A 23,092-nucleotide genomic window follows, 5' to 3' on the forward strand; every position below is an offset into this window, starting at 1 on the left:
AGCAAGCCCGCTCCCACATGGGAACGCATTCCAAATTGTGGGAGCGGGCTTGCTCGCGAAGGGTCCATCAGCATCAGCCGATAAATACCAGACAAACAAAAAGGCCCGCATCGCTGCGGGCCTCTTCATTTATAGCGGTAGAGCGGGGGACTTAACCCGCCACCAACACCCGTATCGCTTCCAGACGCAATGCCGCTTTATCCAGCATCGCCAGACCCAGTTCACGCTGCTTGCGCAACGCATCCAGTTCGCTGTCGCGTACAGTCGGGTTGACTGCTTGCAACGCGGTCAGGCGCGCCAGTTCTTCCTCGGTGTCGGCTGCCAGACGACGACGGGCCTCGGCCACGCGCTCGGCGTGACGCGGGGTGATCTTGTCTTCACCGGCGTTGATCCGTGGTGTCAGCTGATCGCGCTGGGCCTGGATGAACTTGTTGGCGCTGGCGCGGGGCACGCTTTCCAGTTGATCGTTCAAGGTTTCGAACGAGACGCGGGCCGACAGATCGTTGCCGTTGGCGTCGAGCAGGCAGCGCAGGGCGGCCGGCGGCAGGTAGCGGCCCAGTTGCAGCGAACGCGGCGCAACCACTTCGCTGACGTAGAGCAGTTCCAGCAACACCGTGCCCGGTTTCAGTGCCTTGTTCTTGATCAGGGCGACGGCGGTGTTGCCCATCGAGCCGGACAGCACCAGATCCATGCCGCCCTGCACCATCGGGTGTTCCCAGGTGATGAACTGCATGTCTTCGCGCGACAGCGCCTGGTTGCGGTCGTAGGTGATGGTCACGCCTTCGTCATCGCCCAGCGGGAAGCTGGCGTCGAGCATCTTCTCGCTCGGCTTGAGGATCAGGGCGTTTTCCGAATGGTCTTCGCTGTCGATGCCGAACGCGTCGAACAGGGTTTCCATATAGATCGGCAGGGCGAACTGATCGTCTTGCTCAAGGATGTCCTCGACCAACTGATCGCCTTCGCCCGAACCGCCGGAGTTCAGCTCCAGCAGACGGTCGCGGCCGGTGTGCAGCTCGGCTTCCAGACGCTCACGCTCGGTGCGCGCTTCGTCGATCAGCGCTTGCCATTCGCCGTCATCGGCTTCTTCGAGCAGCGGCAGCAGGCGCGGGCCGAACTGGTGCTGCAAGGCGTTGCCGGTCGGGCAGGTGTTGAGGAACGCGTTCAGCGCTTCGTGGTACCACTGGAACAGACGCTCTTGCGGGCTGGTTTCCAGGTACGGCACGTGCAGTTCGATGATGTGCTTCTGGCCGATCCGGTCGAGACGACCGATACGCTGCTCAAGCAGGTCCGGGTGCGACGGCAGATCGAACAGCACCAGGTGGTGAGCGAACTGGAAGTTGCGACCTTCACTGCCGATTTCCGAGCAGATCAGCACTTGCGCGCCGAACTCTTCGTCGGCGAAGTAGGCGGCGGCGCGGTCACGCTCAAGGATGTTCATGCCTTCATGGAACACCGTGGCCGGGATGCCGGAACGCACGCGCAGCGCGTCTTCCAGGTCCATCGCGGTTTCGGCGTGGGCGCAGATCACCAGCACTTTGGTGCGCTTGAGCATTTTCAGCTGATCGATCAGCCACTCGACGCGCGGGTCGAATTTCCACCAGCGCTCTTCTTCGCTGGCGTCCGGCTGGGCCTGGAAGCTGACTTCCGGGTACAGCTCGGCGTGATCACCCAGCGGCAGTTCGAGGTATTCGTCCGGGCATGGCAGCGGGTACGGGTGCAGTTTGCGCTCGGGGAAACCCTGCACCGCGGCGCGGGTGTTACGGAACAGCACGCGGCCGGTGCCGTGGCGGTCGAGCAGCTCGCGTACCAGACGGGCGCTGGCTTCGCTATCGCCATCGTTGACCGCGGTCAGCAGGGCTTCGCCTTCGTTGCCGAGGAAACCGTGGATGGTCTTGTGCGCTTCCGGCGACAGGCGCCCCTTGTCGAGCAGTTCCTGAACGGCTTCGGCCACCGGGCGATAGTTCTCGCTCTCGGCGCGGAACGCGGCCAGGTCATGGAAACGGTTCGGATCGAGCAGGCGCAGACGGGCGAAGTGGCTGTCCTGACCGAGCTGTTCCGGGGTGGCGGTGAGCAGCAGCACGCCGGGAATCACTTCAGCCAGTTGTTCGACCAGCGAATACTCGGGGCTGGCCTTGTCTTCGTGCCACACCAGGTGGTGGGCTTCGTCGACCACCATCAGGTCCCAGCCGGCGGCGAACAAGGCGTCCTGCGCCTTCTCGTCTTCGACCAGCCACTCCAGGGCAACCAATGCCAGTTGGGTGTCTTCGAACGGGTTGGTGGCATCGCTTTCGATGAAGCGTTCTTCGTCGAACAGCGCGACCTGCAGGTTGAAGCGGCGGCGCATTTCCACCAGCCACTGGTGCTGGAGGTTTTCCGGGACCAGGATCAGCACGCGATTGGCGCGGCCCGACAGCAGTTGGCGATGGATCACCAGACCGGCTTCGATGGTTTTACCCAGACCCACTTCGTCCGCCAGCAGAACCCGCGGCGCGATACGGTCGGCGACTTCACGGGCAATGTGCAGCTGGTGCGCGATCGGTTGCGCACGCACGCCGCCCAGGCCCCAGAGCGAGGACTGCAACTGGCGGCTGGTGTGTTCCAGGGTGTTGTAGCGCAGGGAGAACCACGACAGCGGGTCGATCTGCCCGGCGAACAGACGATCGCTGGCCAGACGGAACTGAATGAAGTTCGACAGCTGGGTTTCCGGCAGGGTGACGGCTTCGTTCTGCCCGTTGAGACCGTGATAGACCATCAGCCCGTCGACGTCGTCGACTTCGCGCACGGTCATCTTCCAACCTTCGAAGTGAGTAATGGTGTCACCCGGCGAGAACCGCACGCGGGTGAGGGGCGCATTCCGTAGCGCGTACTGGCGGGTTTCGCCAGTGGCCGGGTAAAGCACGGTCAACAAGCGGCCGTCCTGTGCCAGAACGGTGCCTAAACCAAGCTCTGCTTCGCTGTCACTGATCCAGCGTTGCCCCGGTTGATACTGCTGCGCCATGCTGCCTGACTCCCACCTTGAAAAAGCGGGCTATCTTAACGGAATGCAGGCTTCAGGGCCAAAGATTACTGGGCAGAAGCTGCCGCAGGCTTCGATCTTTTGATCTACGGAAACACCTGAGTTCTACGTTGTCCCATGAAAAGATCGCAGCCTTCGGCAGCTCCTACAGTGCCAACCCGGTCACAAGTTTGCGACCAGTGGCTCAAGGCGCCTTTGCCGCAGCCGATAGCCTGCTGACAGGAGACCCTTTATATGCTGCCACCGATGCTCCCCCTGAGCGCTGTGCCGATCACTTCCCAGCAGGATCCGATTCGCCAGCGGCCGGACATTCCTCCGGTGGTGCCGGTGCAGGAAAGCTCCAACGAAAGCACGATCGATCTGCAAAAACGCGACCCGGAAGAGGATCGACTGCTGGCGCGCGAGGAACAGCGCCGTCAGCAGGAACGTGATCGTCGCCGCCGCGAAGCCGACGAAGACCCGGAAGAACATCTGGCCGTGCCGGGCACCGAGCTGAATGCCGACAACACCGTGCCGGTGGTGCCGCTGATGGAAGATCAGCCGCGTCAGGGCTTGTGGGTCGATATCGAGATCTGAGTCTGCTTATTTACATCAATTGTTGTCGAGCGCTGGCGTCAGGCTGCATGATTGGCGCAGTCCTGCCTCTGATGCGGCAGTTGTGTTTTCTTCAAGTGATGCGCTGAACGTCATGAGCCAAGATGAAAAACTGATCGACCTCGGCACCGAGCGCGCCAAGCGTGTGCATGATCTCAACGAAAAGCGGCTGAACGAAGTGCGCAAGGCCTTCGAGCAAGCCATGCCGTTGGGAAAAGCTCAGAAAAAGCCGAAAAAGAAACCGAAAAAGCGTTGATCTTCCCCTGCATCCTTTGATGCAGGTCAGTTATTTTCCCGCCTTTGCCTTCTGTGTTGACCGGACTTGATCCTGGTCAATTTCTGCGCCTGCGCGATTGGTTAACTTAGCTCCATCGCAGCAAAGCAGGGGCCAGGAGGCCACAGTCATGTTTTTCGATAACGTGGTGTTTGCCGGGGTTCTGACCGTGGGGCTCATGGTTCTGTTTTTTGCAGGGTTTGGATTTTTTATCTGGAAGGATGCGAATAAGCGCAAGAAGTAGGTCTTTCCGGGTTTGATGAGCACGCAAGGCATTTTGGGCAACTTCGGTTGCCCTTTTTTTTTGTGTTTTTGGCGGCCGCTGGGCCGACCATGTTCTTGGGGTTTTGGGTGTATATCCGTTGCTGCGGGTGTTGCTTATTACGGTTCCGCCCTTACGGCGGGTCACCTTTTCCAAACGCCGAAAAGGTAACCCAAAAGGCTTTACCCTGACGTTCGGCCCTCGCTTAGGCTCGGGTTCCTTCGCTGCGGGATTCATCCGGGGGGCAGCGCCTACGGTTTGCTTCGCTGCACCTCCTCTCGCTGTGTTTGGCTGCGCCAAACGGTCGCTGCGCTCCCACCCCCGGACAAATCCCTCCACTCAGCCTGCCGACGGGCCCTCAGATCAAAAGCTTTACTCGAGCTAACGCTCATCGTGTTGAGTGGTGGAAAAGCGTGGGCTCGGCTTTTGCTTTTCTGTAGGAGCCAGCCTGCTGGCGATGGCGGCCTACGAGCCGACCGATCTCCAACTGAATACACCCACTCCAACTGTGGGAGCGGGCTTGCTCGCGAAGGCGTCCTGTCAGCCAACCAATCTCCAACTGAAAATACCCAATCTCAAGTAGGAGCTGCCGAAGGCTGCGATCTTTTGATTTGGCTTTGGCTTTGGCTTTGGCTTTGGCTTTGGCTTTGGCTTTGGCTTTGGCTTTGGCTTTGGCTCTTGCTCTTGATGTGGCTTTTGATCTTCAGCCCCTTCGGCAGGCCGAGCGTAGGTGTCCATCAGGGGGTTAGGCGCGCAGCGCCATGCGGCGAAGCCGCATACATCGAGAGGAGGTGCAGCGAAGCAAACCGGAGGCGATGCCCCCTGATGGACACCGTAGCGAGGGAACACTGAGCCTAAGCGAAGTGCCGTACGCCGGGGGAAGCCTTTTTGGTTACTTTTTCGGCGTTTGGAAAAAGTGACCCGCCGTAAGGGCGGAACCATAGGAGGCCGTTACCGCAGCAACGGATATGCTCACAAAACCAAACCCAAAAAAAAGGCGCGATCCTCAAGAATCGCGCCTTTCTCATGTGCTGCGGTCTATCAGCTACCCAACGCTTTGGACGCCAGCCAGAACAACCCAGCCGACAACGCCACAGTCGCTGGCAAGGTCAGCACCCACGCCAGCAGGATAGTGCGAACAGTCCCACCCTGCAGGCCGCTCTTGTTGGCGACCATGGTGCCGGCCACGCCCGAGGACAGCACGTGAGTGGTCGATACCGGCAGACTGAAGATGTTGGCCATACCGATCAAACTGGCGGTAGTGATCTGCGCCGACATGCCTTGAGAGTAGGTCATGCCCTGCTTGCCGATCTTCTCGCCGATGGTCAGTACCACGCGTTTCCAGCCGACCATGGTACCCAGGCCGAGGGCCAGGGCCACCGCCAGAATCACCCAGAACGGGGCGTATTCGGTGGTGGTGGTCAGGTCTTTGCGCAGTTTGTCCAGGTCAGCCTTCTCACGCGCTTCCAGGCCTGGCAGCTTGCCGACTTTCTTCGCGGTGTCGTCCAGGCACAGCAAGTAACGACGCACTTCGATGCGGCTTTCCGAGGACAGCGAATGGTAGTCCGCTACACCTTTAAGGGTGCCAAGCAGGGCGTTGATGGTCGGTTCGGTCTGCTGCGGGTTGCAGCGGAATTTCTCCGGCAGATCGCCTTCAACACTTTTGCCCAGGGCCAGGAATTCGCCCAGAGAATCGGCATTGCGCTTGTAGAACTGGCTCAGGTGCAGGGTCGCGTCGCGGGTGCGCTCGATCTGGTAGGTGGTGCTGCTCAGGTCGAGGACGAACTGCGCAGGCACGATACCGATCAGTACCAGCATGATCAGGCCGATGCCTTTCTGGCCATCGTTGGAACCGTGCACGAAGCTCACGGCCATGGCCGAGATTACCAGGACCAGGCGGTTCCAGAACGGCGGGTGCTTCTTGTCGTCGATCTTGCGGCGCTGTTCCGGGGTCTTGTGCATCTTCGACAGCGGGCGCCACCACTTCAGGCCGATCAGTATCAGCGCGGCGATCAGGAAACCGGCCATTGGCGAGAACACCAGCGAGGCGCCAATGTCGATCGCTTTCTGCCAGTTCACGCCGTCGGCCAACGGGATGTTGTTGATCAGGGCATTGGCCAGGCCGACGCCGAGGATCGAGCCGATCAGGGTGTGGGAACTGGAGGCCGGGATACCGAAGTACCAGGTGCCTAGGTTCCAGGTGATCGCCGCGGCGAGCAACGAGAACACCATCGCCAGGCCATGGCCGGTGTTCACATTGATCAGCAGTTCTACCGGCAGCAGGTGAACAATGGCATACGCCACGCCAACGCCGCCCAGCAACACGCCGAGGAAGTTGAACACACCGGAGAAGAACACCGCCAGGTGAGGCGGCATGGCTTTGGTGTAGATAACAGTGGCTACCGCGTTAGCGGTGTCATGAAATCCATTGATGAACTCGAAGGCGAGGACAAACGTCAGGGCGAGCAAGAGGCTCACAAGCACCCAAGCATCCAGTCCGCTGAATAAATCGATCATGAAGGTTTTCTGACCCGGTCATAAGGGGGCGCGATTATGCCAGAAAAGACTGGAAATCGATCCCCTACCTGCTCATCGGTAGCAATCAATGTCGAATTAAATTGTTGCAAGGTGCAATGCCCGAGCATGTTGCAGGGTTTTTCAAGTGTTTGATTAGCTTGAAAAAACCTTCGGGCAGCAGGCATTTCATCGAGCGCGCGCGAGCCTCAAACGCCTGTGTGAAATATCTCTGAAACGAGTCAGACACGCTCCTTTCCCGTGCAGGCCGGGGGAGGTGGGCCGCTACCCGCGGATAGCGGGCGCGCAAGGCATGGTCGGGTCACCGTGCTTTTAGCCGGTGGCGACGCAGACCCTCGAAAATCTCAGGATCGCCCGTTCAGGGCTCTTCGGTTTTGAGTTCTTCTTCCATCTTTTTCAGTTCTTGCTGGAAAACCTGATCCTGAACGGTGGGGCGTTTACGCCATGCCTTGCGTTCCGGTTCGGGTTGGGCGGCGTAGGTGGTGACTTCCCCGCCGTAAACTTCCTTGTAACGTTGTTCCTGGCGCTCAAGTTCCGCGCGCAGTTCGTCTTTCGTCACAGTGCTACCTGTTTGAGTTGAGATAAATGTCTGGTGAAACGCACGGCAACGAGTCGATTGAACACGTCCACCAAAGGGCCATGCCGGTTCAGGCATTGGCGTTATCGGCAGGGCGATCAAGACTTCCATGTTGCAGGCGGCTACGGCACCAGATTAAAACTGACGCAGCATCAGTTTCCTGTTTCAGCAAGCGCGCTGGCGGTGCATGAATAATGAGCGTCAGGCGCTGGCCGGGCTGACGGCAATAGGCATCGGGTCAGCGGGCGGCACCCTCGGCCAGTGAAAACGTGGCGCCACTGAGGTGCATTATAGCGGTCGATTCGGGAATGACTATCTTTGCCAAGTTAAAAACGGTTCGGGATGTGTGATCGTTTTGTTACTGACAAGTTTTATCGCTAGTTGAAATTCGCCGAAACCTTTTAAGGACTCGCGTTCAGTTTCTGGCGCCATTAAGTCGATCAACTAATGCGGCATGCGAAGTTGGATGAACAGGCAGGTGAACGAATGAAGAAGCCAAGAAGGACAGAGGCTGATGGATTGCGATAATCGGTCGGCGGTTCGATAATCGCCCGATGTTGGCGACTCGACTCTTGTACATCCGTCGGCGAGCCGCTTGTATAGCCATTGATCCGTGCCGGAAACAAGGACAAGAAATGAACGATCAAATGCGCAACTCCTTCACCTCCGTGGCACCGCCGATCGTCGCTTCGCCGGCCAAACGCATCCAGGCGCTGACCGGCGATCCGGATTTCATGACCTCGCTGGCCCGTGGCCTGGCGGTGGTGCAGGCGTTTCAGGAGCGCAAGCGGCACCTGACCATCGCCCAGATCAGCCATCGCACAGAAATTCCCCGCGCTGCTGTGCGACGTTGCCTGCACACTCTGATCAAACTGGGTTACGCCACCACCGATGGCCGCACGTACTCGTTGTTGCCCAAAGTGCTGACCCTCGGCCACGCGTATCTGTCGTCGACGCCGCTGGCGGTGTCGGCCCAGCCGTACCTCGACCGCATGAGCGAGCAACTGCACGAAGCCTGCAACATGGCCACGCTCGAAGGTGACGACATTCTGTACATCGCCCGTTCGGCGACCACGCAACGGCTGATCTCGGTGGATCTGTCGGTGGGCGGGCGTCTGCCGGCCTATTGCACATCGATGGGCCGGATCCTGCTGGCGGCGCTGGACGACACCTCGCTGCGCGAATACCTCGACCATGCCGAACTGGTGGCCAAGACCAGCCGCACGCTGCACACCCCCGAAAGTCTGCTCGAATGCCTGCAGGAAGTACGGCAGCAGGGATGGTGCATCGTCGATCAGGAACTCGAACAAGGCCTGCGTTCGATTGCCGTGCCGGTTTACGATGCGTCGGGCCAGGTGGTGGCGGCGCTCAATGTCAGCACCCACGCCGGCCGCGTCAGCCGTACCGAACTGGAACAACGCTTCCTGCCGGGCCTGCTCAGTGCCAGCCGCGACCTCAGCGCGCAGTTGTTCGCCTGATGAAGCTGTTCGATAAACGCACAGTGTTGCGTTTATCGAATTGACGCTAAAAGCCCCGGATCATTAATGTCGCGGCAGCGTCATCCGGCGCAGATTTGAATGAGCCTGCCGGATTGTCGACTCCCATAATAATGACAAGAGGCAACTCACCATGCGCATGCTCCCCGACTGTCTCAGCTCCATTCCCTGTTGCCGGATTCACCGCAACGCCTGATTTCGATCTTCTATTCTTGTGACCGTGCCGCTCTTTGGCCGGCCGCCGTTCGACTGCGTTTTTTGCGTGGAATAAAAATAATGAACCAGCCTCAGTCCGCTGTAGGTAACTGCCTCGACGTGCAGACCTTCATCAATGCCCAACCGATCTCGCGCTATCAGTGGCGGGTGGTGATCCTGTGTTTCCTGATTGTATTTCTCGATGGTCTCGACACCGCGGCGATGGGTTTTATCGCGCCGGCACTGTCCCAGGACTGGGGCATCGACCGCGCCAGCCTTGGCCCGGTAATGAGCGCCGCGTTGATCGGCATGGTCTTCGGCGCACTGGGTTCCGGCCCGCTGGCTGACCGCTTCGGACGCAAAGTGGTGCTGGTTGGCGCGGTGCTGCTGTTCGGCGCTTTCAGCCTGGCCTCGGCCTACAGCACCAACGTCGAGCAACTGCTGGTGTTGCGCTTCCTCACCGGCCTAGGTCTGGGCGCCGGCATGCCCAACGCCACCACGCTGCTCTCGGAATACACCCCGGAGCGCAAGAAATCCTTGCTGGTGACCAGCATGTTCTGCGGCTTCAACCTCGGCATGGCCGGTGGCGGTTTCATTTCGGCGAAGCTGATCCCTGCGTTCGGCTGGCACAGCCTGCTGCTGATCGGCGGGATCCTGCCGCTGATCCTCGCGGTGGTGCTGCTGTTCTGGCTGCCGGAGTCGGCGCGTTTTCTGGTGGTGCGCAATCGCGGCACCGACAAAGTACGCAAGACCTTGTCGCCAATCGATCCGGTCACCGTCGCGCAGGCCTCGAGTTTCAGCGTGCCGGAACAGAAAACCGTCAAGGCGCGCAACGTGTTCGCGGTGATTTTCTCCGGCACCTACAGCGTCGGTACCTTGCTGCTGTGGCTGACCTACTTCATGGGCCTGGTCATCGTTTATCTGCTGACCAGTTGGCTGCCGACCCTGATGCGTGACAGCGGCGCGAGCATGGAGCAGGCGGCGTTCATTGGCGCGTTGTTCCAGTTTGGCGGGGTGTTGAGTGCGGTCGCTGTGGGTTGGGCGATGGACCGCTTCAATCCGCACAAGGTCATCGGCACGTTCTACCTGCTGGCCGGGGTGTTTGCCTACGCGGTGGGGCAGAGCCTGGGCAACATCACGCTGCTCGCGACCTTGGTGTTGGTGGCGGGTATGTGCGTCAACGGCGCGCAATCGGCGATGCCTTCATTGGCGGCACGGTTTTATCCGACCCAGGGCCGGGCGACCGGGGTCTCGTGGATGCTCGGGATTGGCCGCTTTGGCGCGATTCTCGGGGCGTGGATGGGCGCGACGTTGCTGGGCCTGGGCTGGAATTTCGAGCAGGTGCTGACGGCGCTGGTGATTCCGGCGGCGTTGGCGACGACGGCGGTGGTGATCAAAGGCATGGTCAGTCATGCGGATGCGACTTGAGTCGAGTCATTTTGATTTGCGTTGAATGTTCCGACGCCTTCGCGAGCAAGCCCGCTCCCACAGGGAAAACACATTTCAAATGTGGGAGCGGGCTTGCTCGCGAAGCTTTTGCTTGTGATTGATAGGGTGATAACAATCCGTTCGATAAACGAACACTCAGTCGATTATCGGATTGTTTGGCGATTTTCAGCGGCTTAATCTTCAGTGACTCCGGCGCTGAACCTCGCGCCTTTTTATCACTGGCGATTCACTACAAAAACGGGAGCCTGCTCCATGGCTGAGATCCTTTCGCTGCACGACGCGGTGAAGCAATTCGTCAACGACGGCGACACCGTCGCGCTCGAAGGCTTCACTCACCTGATCCCTACGGCGGCAGGTCATGAAATCATTCGGCAGGGCAAGAAAGATCTGACCCTGGTGCGGATGACGCCTGACCTGATCTACGACCAACTGATCGGTGCCGGTTGTGCACGCAAGCTGATCTTTTCCTGGGGCGGCAATCCGGGTGTGGGTTCGCTGCACCGTCTGCGCGATGCGGTCGAGAAGCAGTGGCCGCATGCCCTGGAAATCGAAGAGCACAGCCACGCCGACCTGGCCAACGCCTACGTCGCCGGCGCTTCCGGCCTACCGTTCGCCGTGCTGCGGGCCTACGCCGGTTCCGACCTGCCGAAGGTCAACCCGCTGATCAAGTCCGTGACCTGCCCGTTCACCGGTGAAGTGCTGGCGGCGGTGCCGTCGGTGCGTCCGGACGTCACCGTGATCCACGCGCAGAAAGCCGACCGTCAGGGCAACGTGCTGCTGTGGGGCATTCTCGGCGTGCAGAAAGAAGCGGCACTGGCGGCCAAGCGCTGCATCGTCACCGTCGAGGAAATCGTCGACAACCTCAACGCCCCGATGAACGCTTGCGTGCTGCCGACCTGGGCCTTGAGCGCGGTTTGCCACGTACCCGGCGGCGCGCATCCGTCCTACGCCCACGGTTACACCGAGCGTGACAATCGCTTCTATCAGGCGTGGGATCCGATCGCCCGCGACCGTGAGACATTTACCGCGTGGATCAACGAATACATCCATGGCTGCGCTGACTTCAGCGAGTTCCAGGCCAAGTTGGCCGCTGCTTCGGAGGCCAAGTAATGACTTACACCACCAATGAAATGATGACCGTCGCTGCGGCCCGTCGCCTGAAGAACGGCTCGGTGTGCTTCGTCGGCATCGGCCTGCCGTCGAAAGCCGCCAACCTTGCGCGCCTGACTTCGTCGCCGGACGTGGTGCTGATCTACGAATCAGGTCCGATTGGCGCCAAGCCGAGCGTGCTGCCGCTGTCGATCGGTGATGGTGAACTGGCGGAGACCGCCGACACTGTCGTGCCGACCGGTGAGATTTTTCGCTACTGGCTGCAGGGTGGGCGCATCGACGTCGGTTTTCTCGGCGCGGCGCAGGTCGACCGTTTCGGCAACATCAACACCACCGTGGTCGGCGACTATCACGCGCCGAAAGTGCGCCTGCCGGGTGCCGGTGGCGCGCCGGAAATCGCCGGTTCGGCGAAGAGCGTGTTGATTATCCTCAAACAGTCGGCGCGCTCGTTCGTCGACAAGCTCGACTTCATTACCTCGGTCGGTCACGGCGAAGGCGGCGATTCGCGCAAGCGTCTGGGCCTGCCGGGTGCCGGTCCGGTCGGGATCATCACCGACCTGTGCATCATGGAGCCGGAAGCGGGCACCCACGAATTTGTGGTCACCGCACTGCATCCGGGCGTGACCCGCGAGCAAGTGGTCGCCGCCACCGGTTGGGCGATCCGCTTTGCCGACAACGTTGAAACCACGGCGGCGCCGACCGAGGTCGAACTGACCGCCCTGCGCGATCTCGAAGCGCGCACCGCCGCCGCCCACGGCCAGGCACCGGGAGAAGCATGATGCGTGACGTGTATATCTGCGACGCGATTCGCACACCCATCGGCCGTTTTGGCGGCGGTTTGTCCGCCGTGCGTGCCGACGATCTGGCCGCCGTGCCGATCAAGGCGCTGATGGAACGCAATCCATCGGTGGACTGGAACGCGATCGATGAAGTGTTCCTCGGCTGCGCCAACCAGGCTGGTGAAGACAACCGCAACGTGGCGCGCATGGCGCTGCTGCTGGCGGGTCTGCCGGACAGCGTGCCGGGCGTGACCCTCAACCGTCTCTGCGCTTCGGGCATGGACGCGATCGGCACTGCTTTCCGTGCGATTGCCAGCGGCGAGATGGAGCTGGCGATTGCCGGCGGCGTCGAGTCGATGTCCCGCGCGCCGTTCGTGATGGGCAAGGCGGACGCAGCGTTCTCGCGCAACATGAAACTGGAAGACACCACCATTGGCTGGCGTTTCATCAACCCGCTGATGAAAGCCCAGTACGGCGTCGATGCGATGCCGCAAACCGCCGACAACGTCGCTGACGACTATAAGGTTTCGCGTGCCGATCAGGACGCTTTCGCCCTGCGCAGTCAGCAACGCACGGCCGCTGCACAAGCGGCGGGCTACTTCGCCGAGGAAATCGTCGAAGTGCGGATCGCCCACAAGAAGGGCGAAACCGTGGTCAGCCAGGACGAGCATCCACGCGCCGACACCACGCTTGAAGCGCTGACCAAACTCAAACCGGTCAACGGCCCGGACAAGACGGTTACCGCTGGCAACGCGTCCGGGGTCAACGACGGTGCTGCTGCGCTGATTCTCGCGTCTGCCGAAGCGGTGAAGAAACACGGCCTGACCGCCCGCGCCAAAGTGCTCGGCATGGCCAGTGCCGGTGTCGCACCTCGGGTGATGGGCATCGGCCCGGTGCCAGCGGTGCGCAAACTGATCGAGCGTCTTGGTGTGGCGGTCAGCGATTTCGATGTGATCGAACTCAATGAAGCCTTCGCCAGCCAAGGCCTGGCAGTGCTGCGTGAATTGGGTCTGGCCGACGATGCGCCGCAGGTCAACCCGAACGGTGGCGCGATTGCCTTGGGCCACCCGTTGGGCATGAGCGGGGCGCGACTGGTGCTGACTGCGTTGCATCAGCTGGAAAAGACCGGCGGCAAGAAAGGTCTGGCGACCATGTGCGTCGGCGTCGGGCAGGGTCTGGCCCTGGCCATCGAACGCGTCTGACGCAGCGCGTCGACTGATAAGAACTGAGGAAAGCGAAATGACTGACAAGCCTGGCTACCGTCGTCCGCAGGAAGGCACCCAGCCCGAGTACCTGCACCCGACGTATCAATCCACCAATCTGCGCTCGCCGTCCAAGCCGTTGGTGTTTCTGCCGCATTCGTTGTCGGAGATCACCGGCCCGACCATCGGTGCCGAACGCGTCGCCGAGAAAGACAACGACCTGACCGCGCAGCACGACGGCGAGCCGTTGGGCGAGCGCATCATCATTCACGGCCGTGTGCTCGATGAAAACGGTCTGCCGGTGCCGGGGATTCTGGTGGAGATCTGGCAGGCCAACGCCGCCGGCCGCTACAACCACAAGCGCGATCTGCACGACGCGCCGCTGGACCCGAACTTCACCGGCACCGGCCGCACCGTGACCGACTCCGATGGCTGGTATCAGTTCCAGACCATCAAGCCCGGCGCCTATCCGTGGGGCAACCACCACAACGCGTGGCGCCCGGCGCACATCCATTTCTCGCTGTTCGGGCCGAGCATCCTCACCCGTCTGGTGACGCAGATGTATTTCCCCGGCGACCCGCTGCTGGCCTACGACCCGATCTATAACTGCGTGCCGGACACCTCCGCCAAGGAACGTCTGATCGCCGCTTTCGATCTGGAAAAAACCATTCCGTCCTACGCCCTCGGCTATCGCTGGGACATCGTCTTGCGCGGCCGCGACGCCACGCCGATGGAGAAATAAGATGACGCTGACTGCCACCACGTCCCACACCGTCGGGCCGTACTACCACATCGGCCTGACCTGGCTGAATCGCGAAAACCTCGCGGTCGAACAAACCCTCGGCGAGCGCGTGGCGATCACCGGCCAAGTCGTTGACGGCAACGGCGATGTGGTCAACGACGCGATGCTCGAAGTCTGGCAGGCCAACGCCGCCGGCAAGTACGCGCACCCGGAAGACGAGCAGGACAAACCGCTGGACCCGCATTTCGAAGGTTTTGGCCGGGTGCCGGTGGACGCCGAAGGGCGCTTCCGTTTCACCACGATCAAACCGGGCACGGTCGAAGGCCTGAAGGGCTCGACCCAGGCCCCGCATCTGGTGGTGCTGGTGTTTGCCCGTGGTCTGGTCAAGCACTTGCTGACACGCATCTACTTCGAAGGCGATCCGGCGAACGTCAATGATCCGCTGCTGGAATGTGTGCCGGCGGAGCGCCGCGGGACGTTGCTGGCCAAGCCGGATGCGGCGGGTGTGTATCAGTGGAATGTGATTTTGCAGGGCACTGAGGCGGAGACGGTGTTCTTCGATTATTGATCGCACCTCGTTCCATTGGAGTGAGTTTGTGGTGAGGGGATTTATCCCCGATGGGCTGCGAAGCAGCCCCAAGACCGGAGTTCACGGTGAAACTGACACACCGCGTCTGGCAGATTTGCGAGTGCTGCGCACTCGATCGGGGATGAATCCCCTCGCCACAAGCCCTCTTTCAGAGGAGGGGTTGTGTAATGCCTCGTGGATGTATCTGTGGAACGGGACTGTTGCGAAGTGTGTCTAGACTCTCACCTGTCCCTTCAGAGTAAAAAACAATGACCACTACCACCGCTCATTACACCGGCGAGGAGCGCAGCAAGCGCATCTTCGCCATTGTCGGTGCCTCGTCCGGCAACCTGGTCGAATGGTTCGACTTCTACGTCTACGCCTTCTGCGCGATCTATTTCGCCCCGGCGTTTTTCCCCTCCGACAACCCCACGGTGCAACTGGTCAACACGGCCGGGGTGTTCGCTGCCGGGTTTCTGATGCGCCCGATTGGCGGCTGGATTTTCGGGCGGCTGGCGGACAAGAAGGGCCGCAAGACCTCGATGATGATTTCGGTGCTGATGATGTGCTTCGGCTCCCTGCTCATCGCCTGTCTGCCGACTTACGCCAGCATCGGCGTCTGGGCACCGCTGCTGTTGCTGTTCGCGCGGCTGTTGCAAGGCCTGTCGGTGGGTGGCGAGTACGGCACCACCGCGACCTACATGAGTGAAGTCGCGCTCAAGGGCCAGCGCGGCTTTTTTGCCTCGTTCCAGTACGTGACGCTGATTGGCGGGCAACTGCTGGCGGTGTCGCTGGTGGTGATCCTGCAACAGTTCCTCAGTGAAGATGAACTGCGTGCTTACGGCTGGCGCATTCCGTTTGTGGTCGGTGCGGTGGCGGCGGTGATTTCGCTGTTCCTGCGTCGCTCCCTGAAAGAAACCACCAGCAAGGAAATGCGCGAGAACAAGGACGCCGGCAGCATCCGCGCGCTGTTCCGTGATCACAAAGCCGCGTTCATCACCGTGCTCGGTTACACCGCCGGTGGCTCGTTGATTTTCTACACCTTCACCACGTACATGCAGAAGTACCTGGTGAACACCGCCGGCATGCACGCCAAGACCGCCAGCTACATCATGACCGGCGCGCTGTTCCTGTACATGTGCATGCAGCCGCTGTTCGGCATGCTCGCCGACAAGATCGGCCGACGTAATTCGATGCTCTGGTTCGGCGCGCTCGGCACGCTGTTCACTGTGCCGATCCTGTTGAGCCTGAAAAGCATCAGCAGCCCGATTCTGGCCTTTGCGCTGATCACCGTGGCGCTGGCAATCGTCAGTTTCTACACCTCGATCAGCGGCCTGGTGAAAGCCGAAATGTTCCCGCCGGAAGTCCGCGCCCTCGGCGTCGGTCTGGCCTATGCGGTGGCCAACGCGATCTTCGGCGGTTCGGCGGAATACGTGGCCCTGAGCCTGAAGGCCGGGGGCATGGAAAACGCGTTCTACTGGTACGTCACGGTGATGATGGCGGTGGCGTTCCTGTTCAGCCTGCGCCTGCCGAAACAGGCGGCGTACTTGCACCACGATCTGTAAACCGATGTGCGCGGGCCGCATTGGCCCGCGCCGGCAAGGACTGTTTATGACTCAGCGACCGGGCAATCAATTGTTCGATGCCTACTTCACGGCCCGCGACATGCGCGAGGTGTTCTGCGATCAGGGCCGGGTGCAGGCCATGCTCGATTTCGAAGCGGCGCTGGCCCGGGCCGAGGCGCGGGTCGGGGTGATTCCGGCGTCTGCCGTGGCGCCGATTGCCGCCGCTTGCAATGCCGGGCTGTATGACTTCGCGGGGCTGGGCGAGGCGATTGCCACGGCCGGCAACTCGGCGATTCCACTGGTCAAGGCATTGGGCAAGCAGATCGCCGCGAGCAGTGCCGAGGCCGAGCGCTATGTGCATCTGGGCGCTACCAGTCAGGACGTGATGGATTCCGGGCTGGTCCTGCAATTGCGGCAGGCGCTGGAGCTGATTGAAAGCGATCTGGCAGCGCTGGCCGATTCGCTCGCCACCCAAGCCCAACGGCATGCGACGACGCCACTGGCCGGGCGCACTTGGCTGCAGCACGCCACGCCCGTGACCCTCGGGATGAAGATTGCCGGTTGGCTCGGCGCGGTAACCCGCAGCCGTCAGCGTCTGCGCGAACTCAAACCACGGCTGCTGGTGCTGCAATTCGGCGGCGCTTCCGGCACCCTCGCGGCGCTCGGCGAGCAAGCATTGCCGATCGCTCAGGCGCTGGCCGAAGAGCTGCAACTGACTTTGCCTGAGCAACCGTGGCACACCCAGCGTGATCGCATCGTCGAGTTCGGCGCAGTACTCGGTTTGATCGCCGGCAGCCTCGGCAAACTCGGGCGCGACGTCAGTCTGTTGATGCAGACCGAAGCGGCGGAAGTGTTCGAGCCGTCGGCGCCGGGCAAGGGCGGTTCGTCGACCATGCCGCACAAGCGCAATCCGGTCGGCGCGGCGGTGTTGATCGGCGCGGCGACCCGGGTCCCGGGGCTGGTCTCGACGTTGTTCAGCGCCATGCCTCAGGAGCATGAACGCAGCCTCGGCCTGTGGCATGCCGAATGGGAAACCCTGCCGGAGATCTGCTGCCTGGTGTCCGGTGCGTTGCAACAGGCGCGCCTGCTGGCCGATGGTCTGGAAGTCGATGCCGAGCGCATGGCGCGCAATCTCCAATTGACCCAAGGGTTGGTGCTGGCCGAAGCGGTGAGCATCGTCCTCGCGCAACGGGTCGGCCGCGACACCGCGCATCACTTGCTTGAACAGTGCTGCAAACGCGCGGTGGCCGAACAGCGCCACCTGCGTGCGGTACTCGGCGACGAGCCGCAAGTGACCGCCGAACTGAGCAGCACCGAACTCGATCATCTGCTCGACCCCGCGCATTACCTCGGCCAGGCGCAAGTCTGGGTCGAGCGCGCGGTGGCCGAACACAACGCATTGTCTGTCTGAAAGGAGAGGGCTGTGGCTTTCGTTCAACTCGCCGATGGCGAACTGCATTACGTTATTGAAGGCCCGGTCGACGCACCGGTGCTGGTGCTGTCCAACTCGCTGGGCACCGACCTGCACATGTGGGACGCGCAGATGCCGGCATTCACCGAGCATTTCCGGGTGCTGCGTTTCGACACCCGTGGTCACGGCCAGTCGCTGGTGACGCCGGGGCCTTACAGCATCGAGCAACTGGGCCGCGACGTGCTCGGCTTGCTGGATGCGCTGCACATCGAACGCGCGCATTTCTGCGGATTGTCGATGGGCGGGTTGATCGGCCAGTGGCTGGGGATCAATGCCGGTCATCGTCTGCACAAATTGATCGTGTGCAACACCGCCGCGAAGATCGGCGACCCGTCGGTGTGGAATCCGCGCATCGAAACCGTGTTGCGTGATGGCCCGGCAGCGATGGTCGCATTGCGTGATGCGTCGATTGCCCGTTGGTTTACCCCGGATTTTTCGGCGGCCAATCCGGCCGCGGCGAAGAAAATTACCGACATGCTCGCGGCGACTTCGCCTGAAGGTTATGCGGCCAATTGCGCGGCGGTGCGCGATGCCGATTTCCGTGAGCAACTGGCCTCGATCAACCTGCCGCTTCTGGTGATCGCGGGTACCGAAGATGCGGTGACGCCACCGTCCGGCGGGCATTTCATTCAGGAGCATGTGCGCGGCGCCGAGTACGCCGAGTTCTATGCTGCGCACCTGTCCAACGTGCAGGCCGGTGCCGCTTTCAGTGATCGTGTGTTGGCGTTTCTGAACGCTCAGTGAGGGGAAGTTTGTGGACGAGAAACAACGTTACGACGAAGGCCTGCAAGTACGCCGTGCGGTATTGGGTGATGTCCACGTTGATCGCAGCCTGAATGCGCTGACCGAGTTCAACTCGGAATTCCAGGAGATGATCACGCGTCACGCCTGGGGCGACATCTGGACCCGCCCGGGCCTGCCTCGGCACACGCGCAGCCTGATCACCATCGCCATGCTGATCGGGATGAACCGCGAGGCCGAGCTGAAATTGCATCTGCGTGCGGCGGCCAACAACGGTGTGAGCCGGGGCGAGATCAAGGAAGTGATCATGCAGAGTGCGATTTATTGCGGGATCCCGGCGGCGAATGCGACGTTCCATCTGGCGGAGTCGGTGTGGGATGAGCTGGGAGTCGAATCCCGGGAGTGATGGTGCCTGAACTGACGCCTTCGCGAGCAAGCCCGCTCCCACATTTAGAATGCATTTCCCTGTGGGAGCGGGCTTGCTCGCGAAAGCGGCAGGCGCCGTGATGCATCAATCAGCACAGGTACTCAAACGCTGGCGACAATGAAAATTCACTCCCACATTTGGAATGCATTTCCCTGTGGGAGCGGGCTTGCTCGCGAAAGCGGCAGACGCCGTGATGCATCAATCAGCACAGACACTCAGACCTTGGCGACAATGAAAATCCGCTTGAACGGAAACAGCGTCTGCCCGTTTTTCTCCGGCGGGTAATGTTTATGCACCCGCATCAGGAAGTGATAGATAAACCGCGCCTGTTCCTGAGACGTCAGCGTCTGCATCACCGGCCGCAGCGCCGAGACCTTCACCCAGTCGTACACCGGTGACTTGCCGTCAACCACCTGCAGTTGCTCGGTTTCCCAGATCTCCAGCGACGTGGTCAGCGGCGCCAGCACGCGGTAGTAGTCCTCCAGTTTCAACAACGGCCGCGCCGCCATGCGCCGGCGCAGTTGCGGTGTGCCGATGGGGGTGTGTCCCGGTCCCGCGTCGTCGAGGGTGTCGAGCATCAATCGATACCACAAGGCATCGCGCCAGTCCGGCATGTGCACCGCCAGACAGCCGCCCGGGCGCAGATACCCCAGCAGGCGCGGCAGCAGGTGTTGATGATCGCCAATGAAATGCAGCACCGCCGCCGCGAGCAGCAGATCGGCCGGTTGTTCGGGTTGCCAGTCGAGCAGGTCGCACTCTTGCCATTGAGCGTTGATCGGCAGGCACCGGGCCTGATCAAGCATCTGCCGCGAGCTGTCGACACCCAGCAGCTGCGCACGCGGCCAGCGCTCGGCCAGCAGTTGAGTGGCGATGCCGGTGCCGCAGCCCAGGTCACAAATTCTTCTGGGGTCGGGCAGATCGATACGGTCGAGCAATTCGTTGACCGGGCGTTGCCTGAGACGGGAAAACTGCTGGTACGCCTTGGCGTCCCAGTGGGTGCTGGCGTTCCCTGCCGTTTCGAGTTTGGCGCTCATGAGGAGGTCCTCTCTGGCGGATTTACAGTTGTCGTCCAATGACGTTGAGGGTTTTCAGGACAACGGCCACGCCTTTGCGTGTGTCCTCTTCATTCAGCAGTTTGAGCAACGCCAGAGTGCCCGGCGCCGCTGACTGTGCCGATACTTCGGCTTTGGCCACGCGCACTGCATTACTGACTGTCCAGGTGGCGGCTGTGCCGCTCTCGAACAATTGCGCGAGTTTTTCCACCATGGCCGCGTCGAGCAGATCGGCGATATCGGAAACCAGGGAAAGCAGGTCGACAATATTCTCCAGGCGTCCGCCATCGATTAACGGTTGCAGTTTTGCCATCAAGGCAGTGAACCCGGGCGTGGCTGACATTTCCTCGGGCATGTTCATGAGCAATCACTCCTCCCTGTGCAGGGTCAAAGCATTCCCCGGGCCACCGCCCAGTAAAGACCGCGATTGAAACCGTTTCTGAGCAGACCGCCCAATTTGGTCGGGGGTGTCGGCAATACATCGTGGGCGTAGTCGTACCACAGTGGCATCCCGGCATTCAGGCCCATTTGGGCTACCGCCTGTACCCGACCGTCGTATACCGAGTTGGGTGCGCCAAGACGGATCTGGGCGGTGATGTTGTTGGCGATCACCGGCGCCTGGTTATGACAGGCGCCGCCGGCCTTGCTGACCGGCAGGTCGACGGTGTCGCCGATCACGTAGACATTCTCCAGACCGTATACCTGCAGCGTTTCGTGATTGGTCGGCAGCCATCCTTCATCATTGGCAGCGTGTGAGATGCCGCACCCACGCACCACCTCGACGGCCTGGATTGGTGGAGTAGCCATCAAAATAGTGAAGGGTTGCTCATCGCCCTCGGCTGAGTAGGCGATTTTTGCATCAGGATCCACATGGCTCAGGGTGAAGCCGCGCTGAAATTGAATGTTTTTCCGGGCAAAAATGCTCGGCAGAATTTCACCGGTGGGACGCTGCAAGAACAGACAATTGCGCAATAGCTGGGCAACCGTCGGGTAGGTGTAGATGATTTCCACTTGCTCGCGAACGCCCCGGCGACGCAACAGATCATCCAGCATCAATGTCGTTTCCACGGGCGCGATTCCGCATTGGTGCGGGACGTTCGGTGTCTGCGGGAAGGACACGGTAATGAAAATCCGGCCTTTTTCGATGGTGTTCAGGCGTTGCGCAAGCTGCCGGGCAGCAAGGTATTGATAGAAGTGGTCGCCGGCTTCTTGCAGACCCTCGATGCGTTCCGGCGCCGGCACGCAGCCGGTGGCGATCACCAGAAAATCATAGTCGAAGCGCTTGCCGGTACGGGTGCGCAATTGCTGCCCGGGAAAGTCGAAACGGGTGACTTCTTCAACGTGGAAACTGATTTCCGGGCGCAACAATGAGCGTTCCGGACGTTTGAGTTCTTCTTCGAAGAACTGGCTGAACGCCACGTACATGAACGCAGGTTTGTAGTAATGATCGGGGGAACTGGACAGTAATGTGATCGAGACGTCGCCGCGTAGAACTTCGGGATACAGCTTGCCGACCAGTTGATTGGCCAGCATGGTTCCACCTACACCGCCACCGACGATAACTATTCGCTTGCTCATACCTGACCTCCGTGGCCAAGGCAGCTTCGCGTACAGCATCCGGAGATAACGGAAGAAAACTAAGGGCTCCTACAGCAGGCTGGAGAATTTACACACTCTGTTGACTGTATCTGCGCCTCGACAAATCGCCAGTCCGGGCTGACCAGTGGTTGATGCCGGCGCCGCTTGTGCAGCGCCGGCGTGCGGGTTCAGAGCAGGCTGATCGGATAGCTGATGATCAGACGGTTTTCGTCGAACTCGTTGTTGCTGAAATCGCGGCGCATGGTCGAGTTGCGCCAGCGCACGTTGAGGTCGCGCAGGGCGCCGCTCTGTACGGTGTAGCCCAGTTCCGATTCGCGGCCCCATTCCTTGCCGTCGGTGATGGTTCCGGTGTGCACGTTGTCGCCGCTGATGTAGCGGTTCATCAGGGTCAGGCCGGGGATGCCCAGGGCGGCGAAGTTGTAGTCGTGGCGCACCTGCCAGGAGCGTTCCTGAGCGTTGTCGTAGCTGGCGTTGTAACTGTCGTTGGCCAGGGTGCCGCCGCTGGTGCCGTTGACGCGCATCCAGGCGCTGTCGCCGGTGAGTTTTTGCAGGCCGACGTAGAAGGTGTTGCCGCCGTAGCGGGCCGAGAACATCCCCGACCAGGTCTTGTTGTCAAGTTCGCCGGCGCGGGCGCTGCCGTCGTCCTTGCCGTAGAAGAAGCCGAGGTTGGCGCCCAGCGTCCAGTCGCCGAGTGGCTGGCTGTGAGTCAGGTTGAGGTATTGCTGGCTGTAGATGTCCTTGAGTTCGGCGTTCCACAGGCCGATCTGCGTGCGTTTTTCGTTGAAAACGTACTCGCCGCCCTGAAAGTTGAAGCGATCAGAGGTGAACGCCGCTTTGCCGGTCATCGACATGTCGCTCATGCTGCTGTCGTCGCGCGGGCTGTTGGCGCGGAACTGCCCGCCATAGAGAGTCAGGCCGTTGATTTCCTTCGAGGTGATCTGCCCGCCACGGAAGGTTTGCGGCAGCGAACGGCCGTCGTCCGAACGCAGGATCGGCAGCACCGGCATCCATTCGCCAACCTTGATTTCGGTCTGAGAGAGCTTGGCCTTGAACGCGACGTTGGTGCGACCGAAGTTGTCCGCCGGCCGTCCGTCGTGATCCAGCGGCAGCAGTTGCGTGCCACCGGTGCCTTTGCCGCCATCGAGTTTCACCGAGTACAGGCCGAGCACGTCCATGCCGAAGCCAACGGTGCCTTGGGTGAAGCCGGATTTGGCGTCGAGGATGAAGTTCTGCGTCCACTCTTCAGCCTTGCCCTGAGCCTTGGTCGGGTTGGTGAAGTTGCGGTTGATGTAGAAGTTGCGCAGGTTGAGGTTGACCTTGGCACCTTCGACGAAACCGGCCTCTTCGGCTGCGGCGGGGAGGGCGACGCCGGTCAGGGCCAGGGCGATCAGGCCGGGGAGTGCGTACGGCGCAGTGGGATGAGTCATCGCAGGGTCTC

The 23,092-nt window shown here is 61.1% G+C and carries 21 protein-coding genes; 14 read left to right on the forward strand and 7 right to left on the reverse strand.

Going from position 1 to position 23,092, the window contains the following annotated elements; all coding sequences use genetic code 11:
• Positions 1 to 151 precede the first annotated feature (151 nt).
• Complete coding sequence (gene rapA, locus QMX91_RS10435) at positions 152 to 2,998, reverse strand: RNA polymerase-associated protein RapA (protein ID WP_103369032.1); 2,847 nt, start codon at positions 2,996 to 2,998, stop codon at positions 152 to 154.
• A gap of 252 nt (positions 2,999 to 3,250) precedes the next feature.
• On the opposite strand from rapA, the gene QMX91_RS10440 reads away from it, so the two are divergent.
• From QMX91_RS10440 to ccoM, 3 genes are all read left to right on the forward strand, one after another.
• Positions 3,251 to 3,592 carry a hypothetical protein gene (locus QMX91_RS10440; RefSeq protein WP_003222394.1) on the forward strand — a complete coding sequence of 114 codons (342 nt, stop codon included), beginning with the start codon at positions 3,251 to 3,253 and terminating at the stop codon, positions 3,590 to 3,592.
• Positions 3,593 to 3,704: 112 nt separating this feature from the next.
• Complete coding sequence (locus QMX91_RS10445; protein ID WP_096797040.1) at positions 3,705 to 3,866, forward strand: hypothetical protein; 162 nt, start codon at positions 3,705 to 3,707, stop codon at positions 3,864 to 3,866.
• 148 nt (positions 3,867 to 4,014) lie between these two features.
• On the forward strand, positions 4,015 to 4,128 hold the full coding sequence (gene ccoM, locus QMX91_RS10450) for a cytochrome c oxidase subunit CcoM (RefSeq protein ID WP_003222396.1): 114 nt from the start codon (positions 4,015 to 4,017) through the stop codon (positions 4,126 to 4,128).
• A gap of 1,059 nt (positions 4,129 to 5,187) precedes the next feature.
• Here the strand turns inward: ccoM and QMX91_RS10455 are convergent.
• Positions 5,188 to 6,663: an inorganic phosphate transporter gene (locus QMX91_RS10455; protein WP_003222397.1), complete on the reverse strand. Its 1,476-nt coding sequence runs from the start codon at positions 6,661 to 6,663 to the stop codon at positions 5,188 to 5,190.
• 376 nt (positions 6,664 to 7,039) lie between these two features.
• Entirely contained in the window at positions 7,040 to 7,240 is a 201-nt protein-coding gene (locus QMX91_RS10460) for a hypothetical protein (RefSeq protein ID WP_003222398.1), read from the reverse strand.
• Between the two features lie 653 nt (positions 7,241 to 7,893).
• Here QMX91_RS10460 and pcaR point away from each other — a divergent pair.
• The 11 genes from pcaR (at position 7,894) to pcaC (ending at position 18,982) form a co-directional block, all read left to right on the forward strand.
• Entirely contained in the window at positions 7,894 to 8,736 is an 843-nt protein-coding gene (gene pcaR / locus QMX91_RS10465) for a pca regulon transcriptional regulator PcaR (RefSeq protein WP_007963153.1), read from the forward strand.
• A gap of 294 nt (positions 8,737 to 9,030) precedes the next feature.
• Positions 9,031 to 10,377, forward strand: a complete 1,347-nt coding sequence (locus QMX91_RS10470; protein WP_027614391.1) for an MFS transporter — start codon at positions 9,031 to 9,033, stop codon at positions 10,375 to 10,377.
• A 273-nt stretch (positions 10,378 to 10,650) separates the two neighbouring features.
• Complete coding sequence (locus QMX91_RS10475; RefSeq protein ID WP_003222404.1) at positions 10,651 to 11,508, forward strand: CoA transferase subunit A; 858 nt, start codon at positions 10,651 to 10,653, stop codon at positions 11,506 to 11,508.
• Entirely contained in the window at positions 11,508 to 12,287 is a 780-nt protein-coding gene (locus QMX91_RS10480; RefSeq protein ID WP_007963157.1) for a CoA-transferase subunit beta, read from the forward strand. The genes QMX91_RS10475 and QMX91_RS10480 overlap by 1 nt, the downstream gene beginning before the upstream one ends.
• Entirely contained in the window at positions 12,284 to 13,489 is a 1,206-nt protein-coding gene (gene pcaF, locus QMX91_RS10485; protein ID WP_177408942.1) for a 3-oxoadipyl-CoA thiolase, read from the forward strand. The genes QMX91_RS10480 and pcaF overlap by 4 nt, the downstream gene beginning before the upstream one ends.
• Before the next feature lie 37 nt (positions 13,490 to 13,526).
• On the forward strand, positions 13,527 to 14,231 hold the full coding sequence (gene pcaH / locus QMX91_RS10490; RefSeq protein WP_282412680.1) for a protocatechuate 3,4-dioxygenase subunit beta: 705 nt from the start codon (positions 13,527 to 13,529) through the stop codon (positions 14,229 to 14,231).
• Between the two features lies 1 nt (position 14,232).
• Positions 14,233 to 14,799, forward strand: a complete 567-nt coding sequence (gene pcaG, locus QMX91_RS10495) for a protocatechuate 3,4-dioxygenase subunit alpha (RefSeq protein WP_003222412.1) — start codon at positions 14,233 to 14,235, stop codon at positions 14,797 to 14,799.
• A 269-nt stretch (positions 14,800 to 15,068) separates the two neighbouring features.
• The gene (locus QMX91_RS10500) at positions 15,069 to 16,364 is read left to right on the forward strand and encodes an MFS family transporter (RefSeq protein ID WP_134785599.1); all 1,296 of its coding nucleotides are present in this window, start codon (positions 15,069 to 15,071) and stop codon (positions 16,362 to 16,364) included.
• Positions 16,365 to 16,410: 46 nt separating this feature from the next.
• The gene (locus QMX91_RS10505; protein WP_282412681.1) at positions 16,411 to 17,775 is read left to right on the forward strand and encodes a 3-carboxy-cis,cis-muconate cycloisomerase; all 1,365 of its coding nucleotides are present in this window, start codon (positions 16,411 to 16,413) and stop codon (positions 17,773 to 17,775) included.
• A 12-nt stretch (positions 17,776 to 17,787) separates the two neighbouring features.
• Positions 17,788 to 18,579: a 3-oxoadipate enol-lactonase gene (gene pcaD, locus QMX91_RS10510; protein ID WP_135295112.1), complete on the forward strand. Its 792-nt coding sequence runs from the start codon at positions 17,788 to 17,790 to the stop codon at positions 18,577 to 18,579.
• Between the two features lie 10 nt (positions 18,580 to 18,589).
• A complete protein-coding gene (gene pcaC / locus QMX91_RS10515) occupies positions 18,590 to 18,982 on the forward strand; it encodes a 4-carboxymuconolactone decarboxylase (RefSeq protein ID WP_282412682.1) in 393 nt (130 codons plus the stop codon).
• A gap of 236 nt (positions 18,983 to 19,218) precedes the next feature.
• Here pcaC and QMX91_RS10520 read toward each other — a convergent pair whose 3' ends face one another.
• The 4 genes from QMX91_RS10520 to QMX91_RS10535 all read right to left on the reverse strand — a co-directional run bounded on the left by QMX91_RS10520 (position 19,219) and on the right by QMX91_RS10535 (position 23,081).
• Positions 19,219 to 20,037 (reverse strand): methyltransferase domain-containing protein, encoded by an 819-nt coding sequence (locus QMX91_RS10520; protein ID WP_282412683.1) that lies wholly within the window; start codon positions 20,035 to 20,037, stop codon positions 19,219 to 19,221.
• 22 nt (positions 20,038 to 20,059) lie between these two features.
• The gene (locus QMX91_RS10525; RefSeq protein ID WP_202369471.1) at positions 20,060 to 20,416 is read right to left on the reverse strand and encodes a hypothetical protein; all 357 of its coding nucleotides are present in this window, start codon (positions 20,414 to 20,416) and stop codon (positions 20,060 to 20,062) included.
• Between the two features lie 26 nt (positions 20,417 to 20,442).
• Positions 20,443 to 21,633 (reverse strand): FAD/NAD(P)-binding oxidoreductase, encoded by a 1,191-nt coding sequence (locus QMX91_RS10530; RefSeq protein ID WP_282412684.1) that lies wholly within the window; start codon positions 21,631 to 21,633, stop codon positions 20,443 to 20,445.
• 188 nt (positions 21,634 to 21,821) lie between these two features.
• On the reverse strand, positions 21,822 to 23,081 hold the full coding sequence (locus tag QMX91_RS10535; RefSeq protein WP_097086604.1) for an OprD family porin: 1,260 nt from the start codon (positions 23,079 to 23,081) through the stop codon (positions 21,822 to 21,824).
• Positions 23,082 to 23,092: the final 11 nt, after the last annotated feature.

Source organism: Pseudomonas sp. PS01299, from assembly GCF_029960145.1.
In the GTDB taxonomy this organism is placed as follows: Bacteria; Pseudomonadota; Gammaproteobacteria; order Pseudomonadales; family Pseudomonadaceae; genus Aquipseudomonas; species Aquipseudomonas putida_A.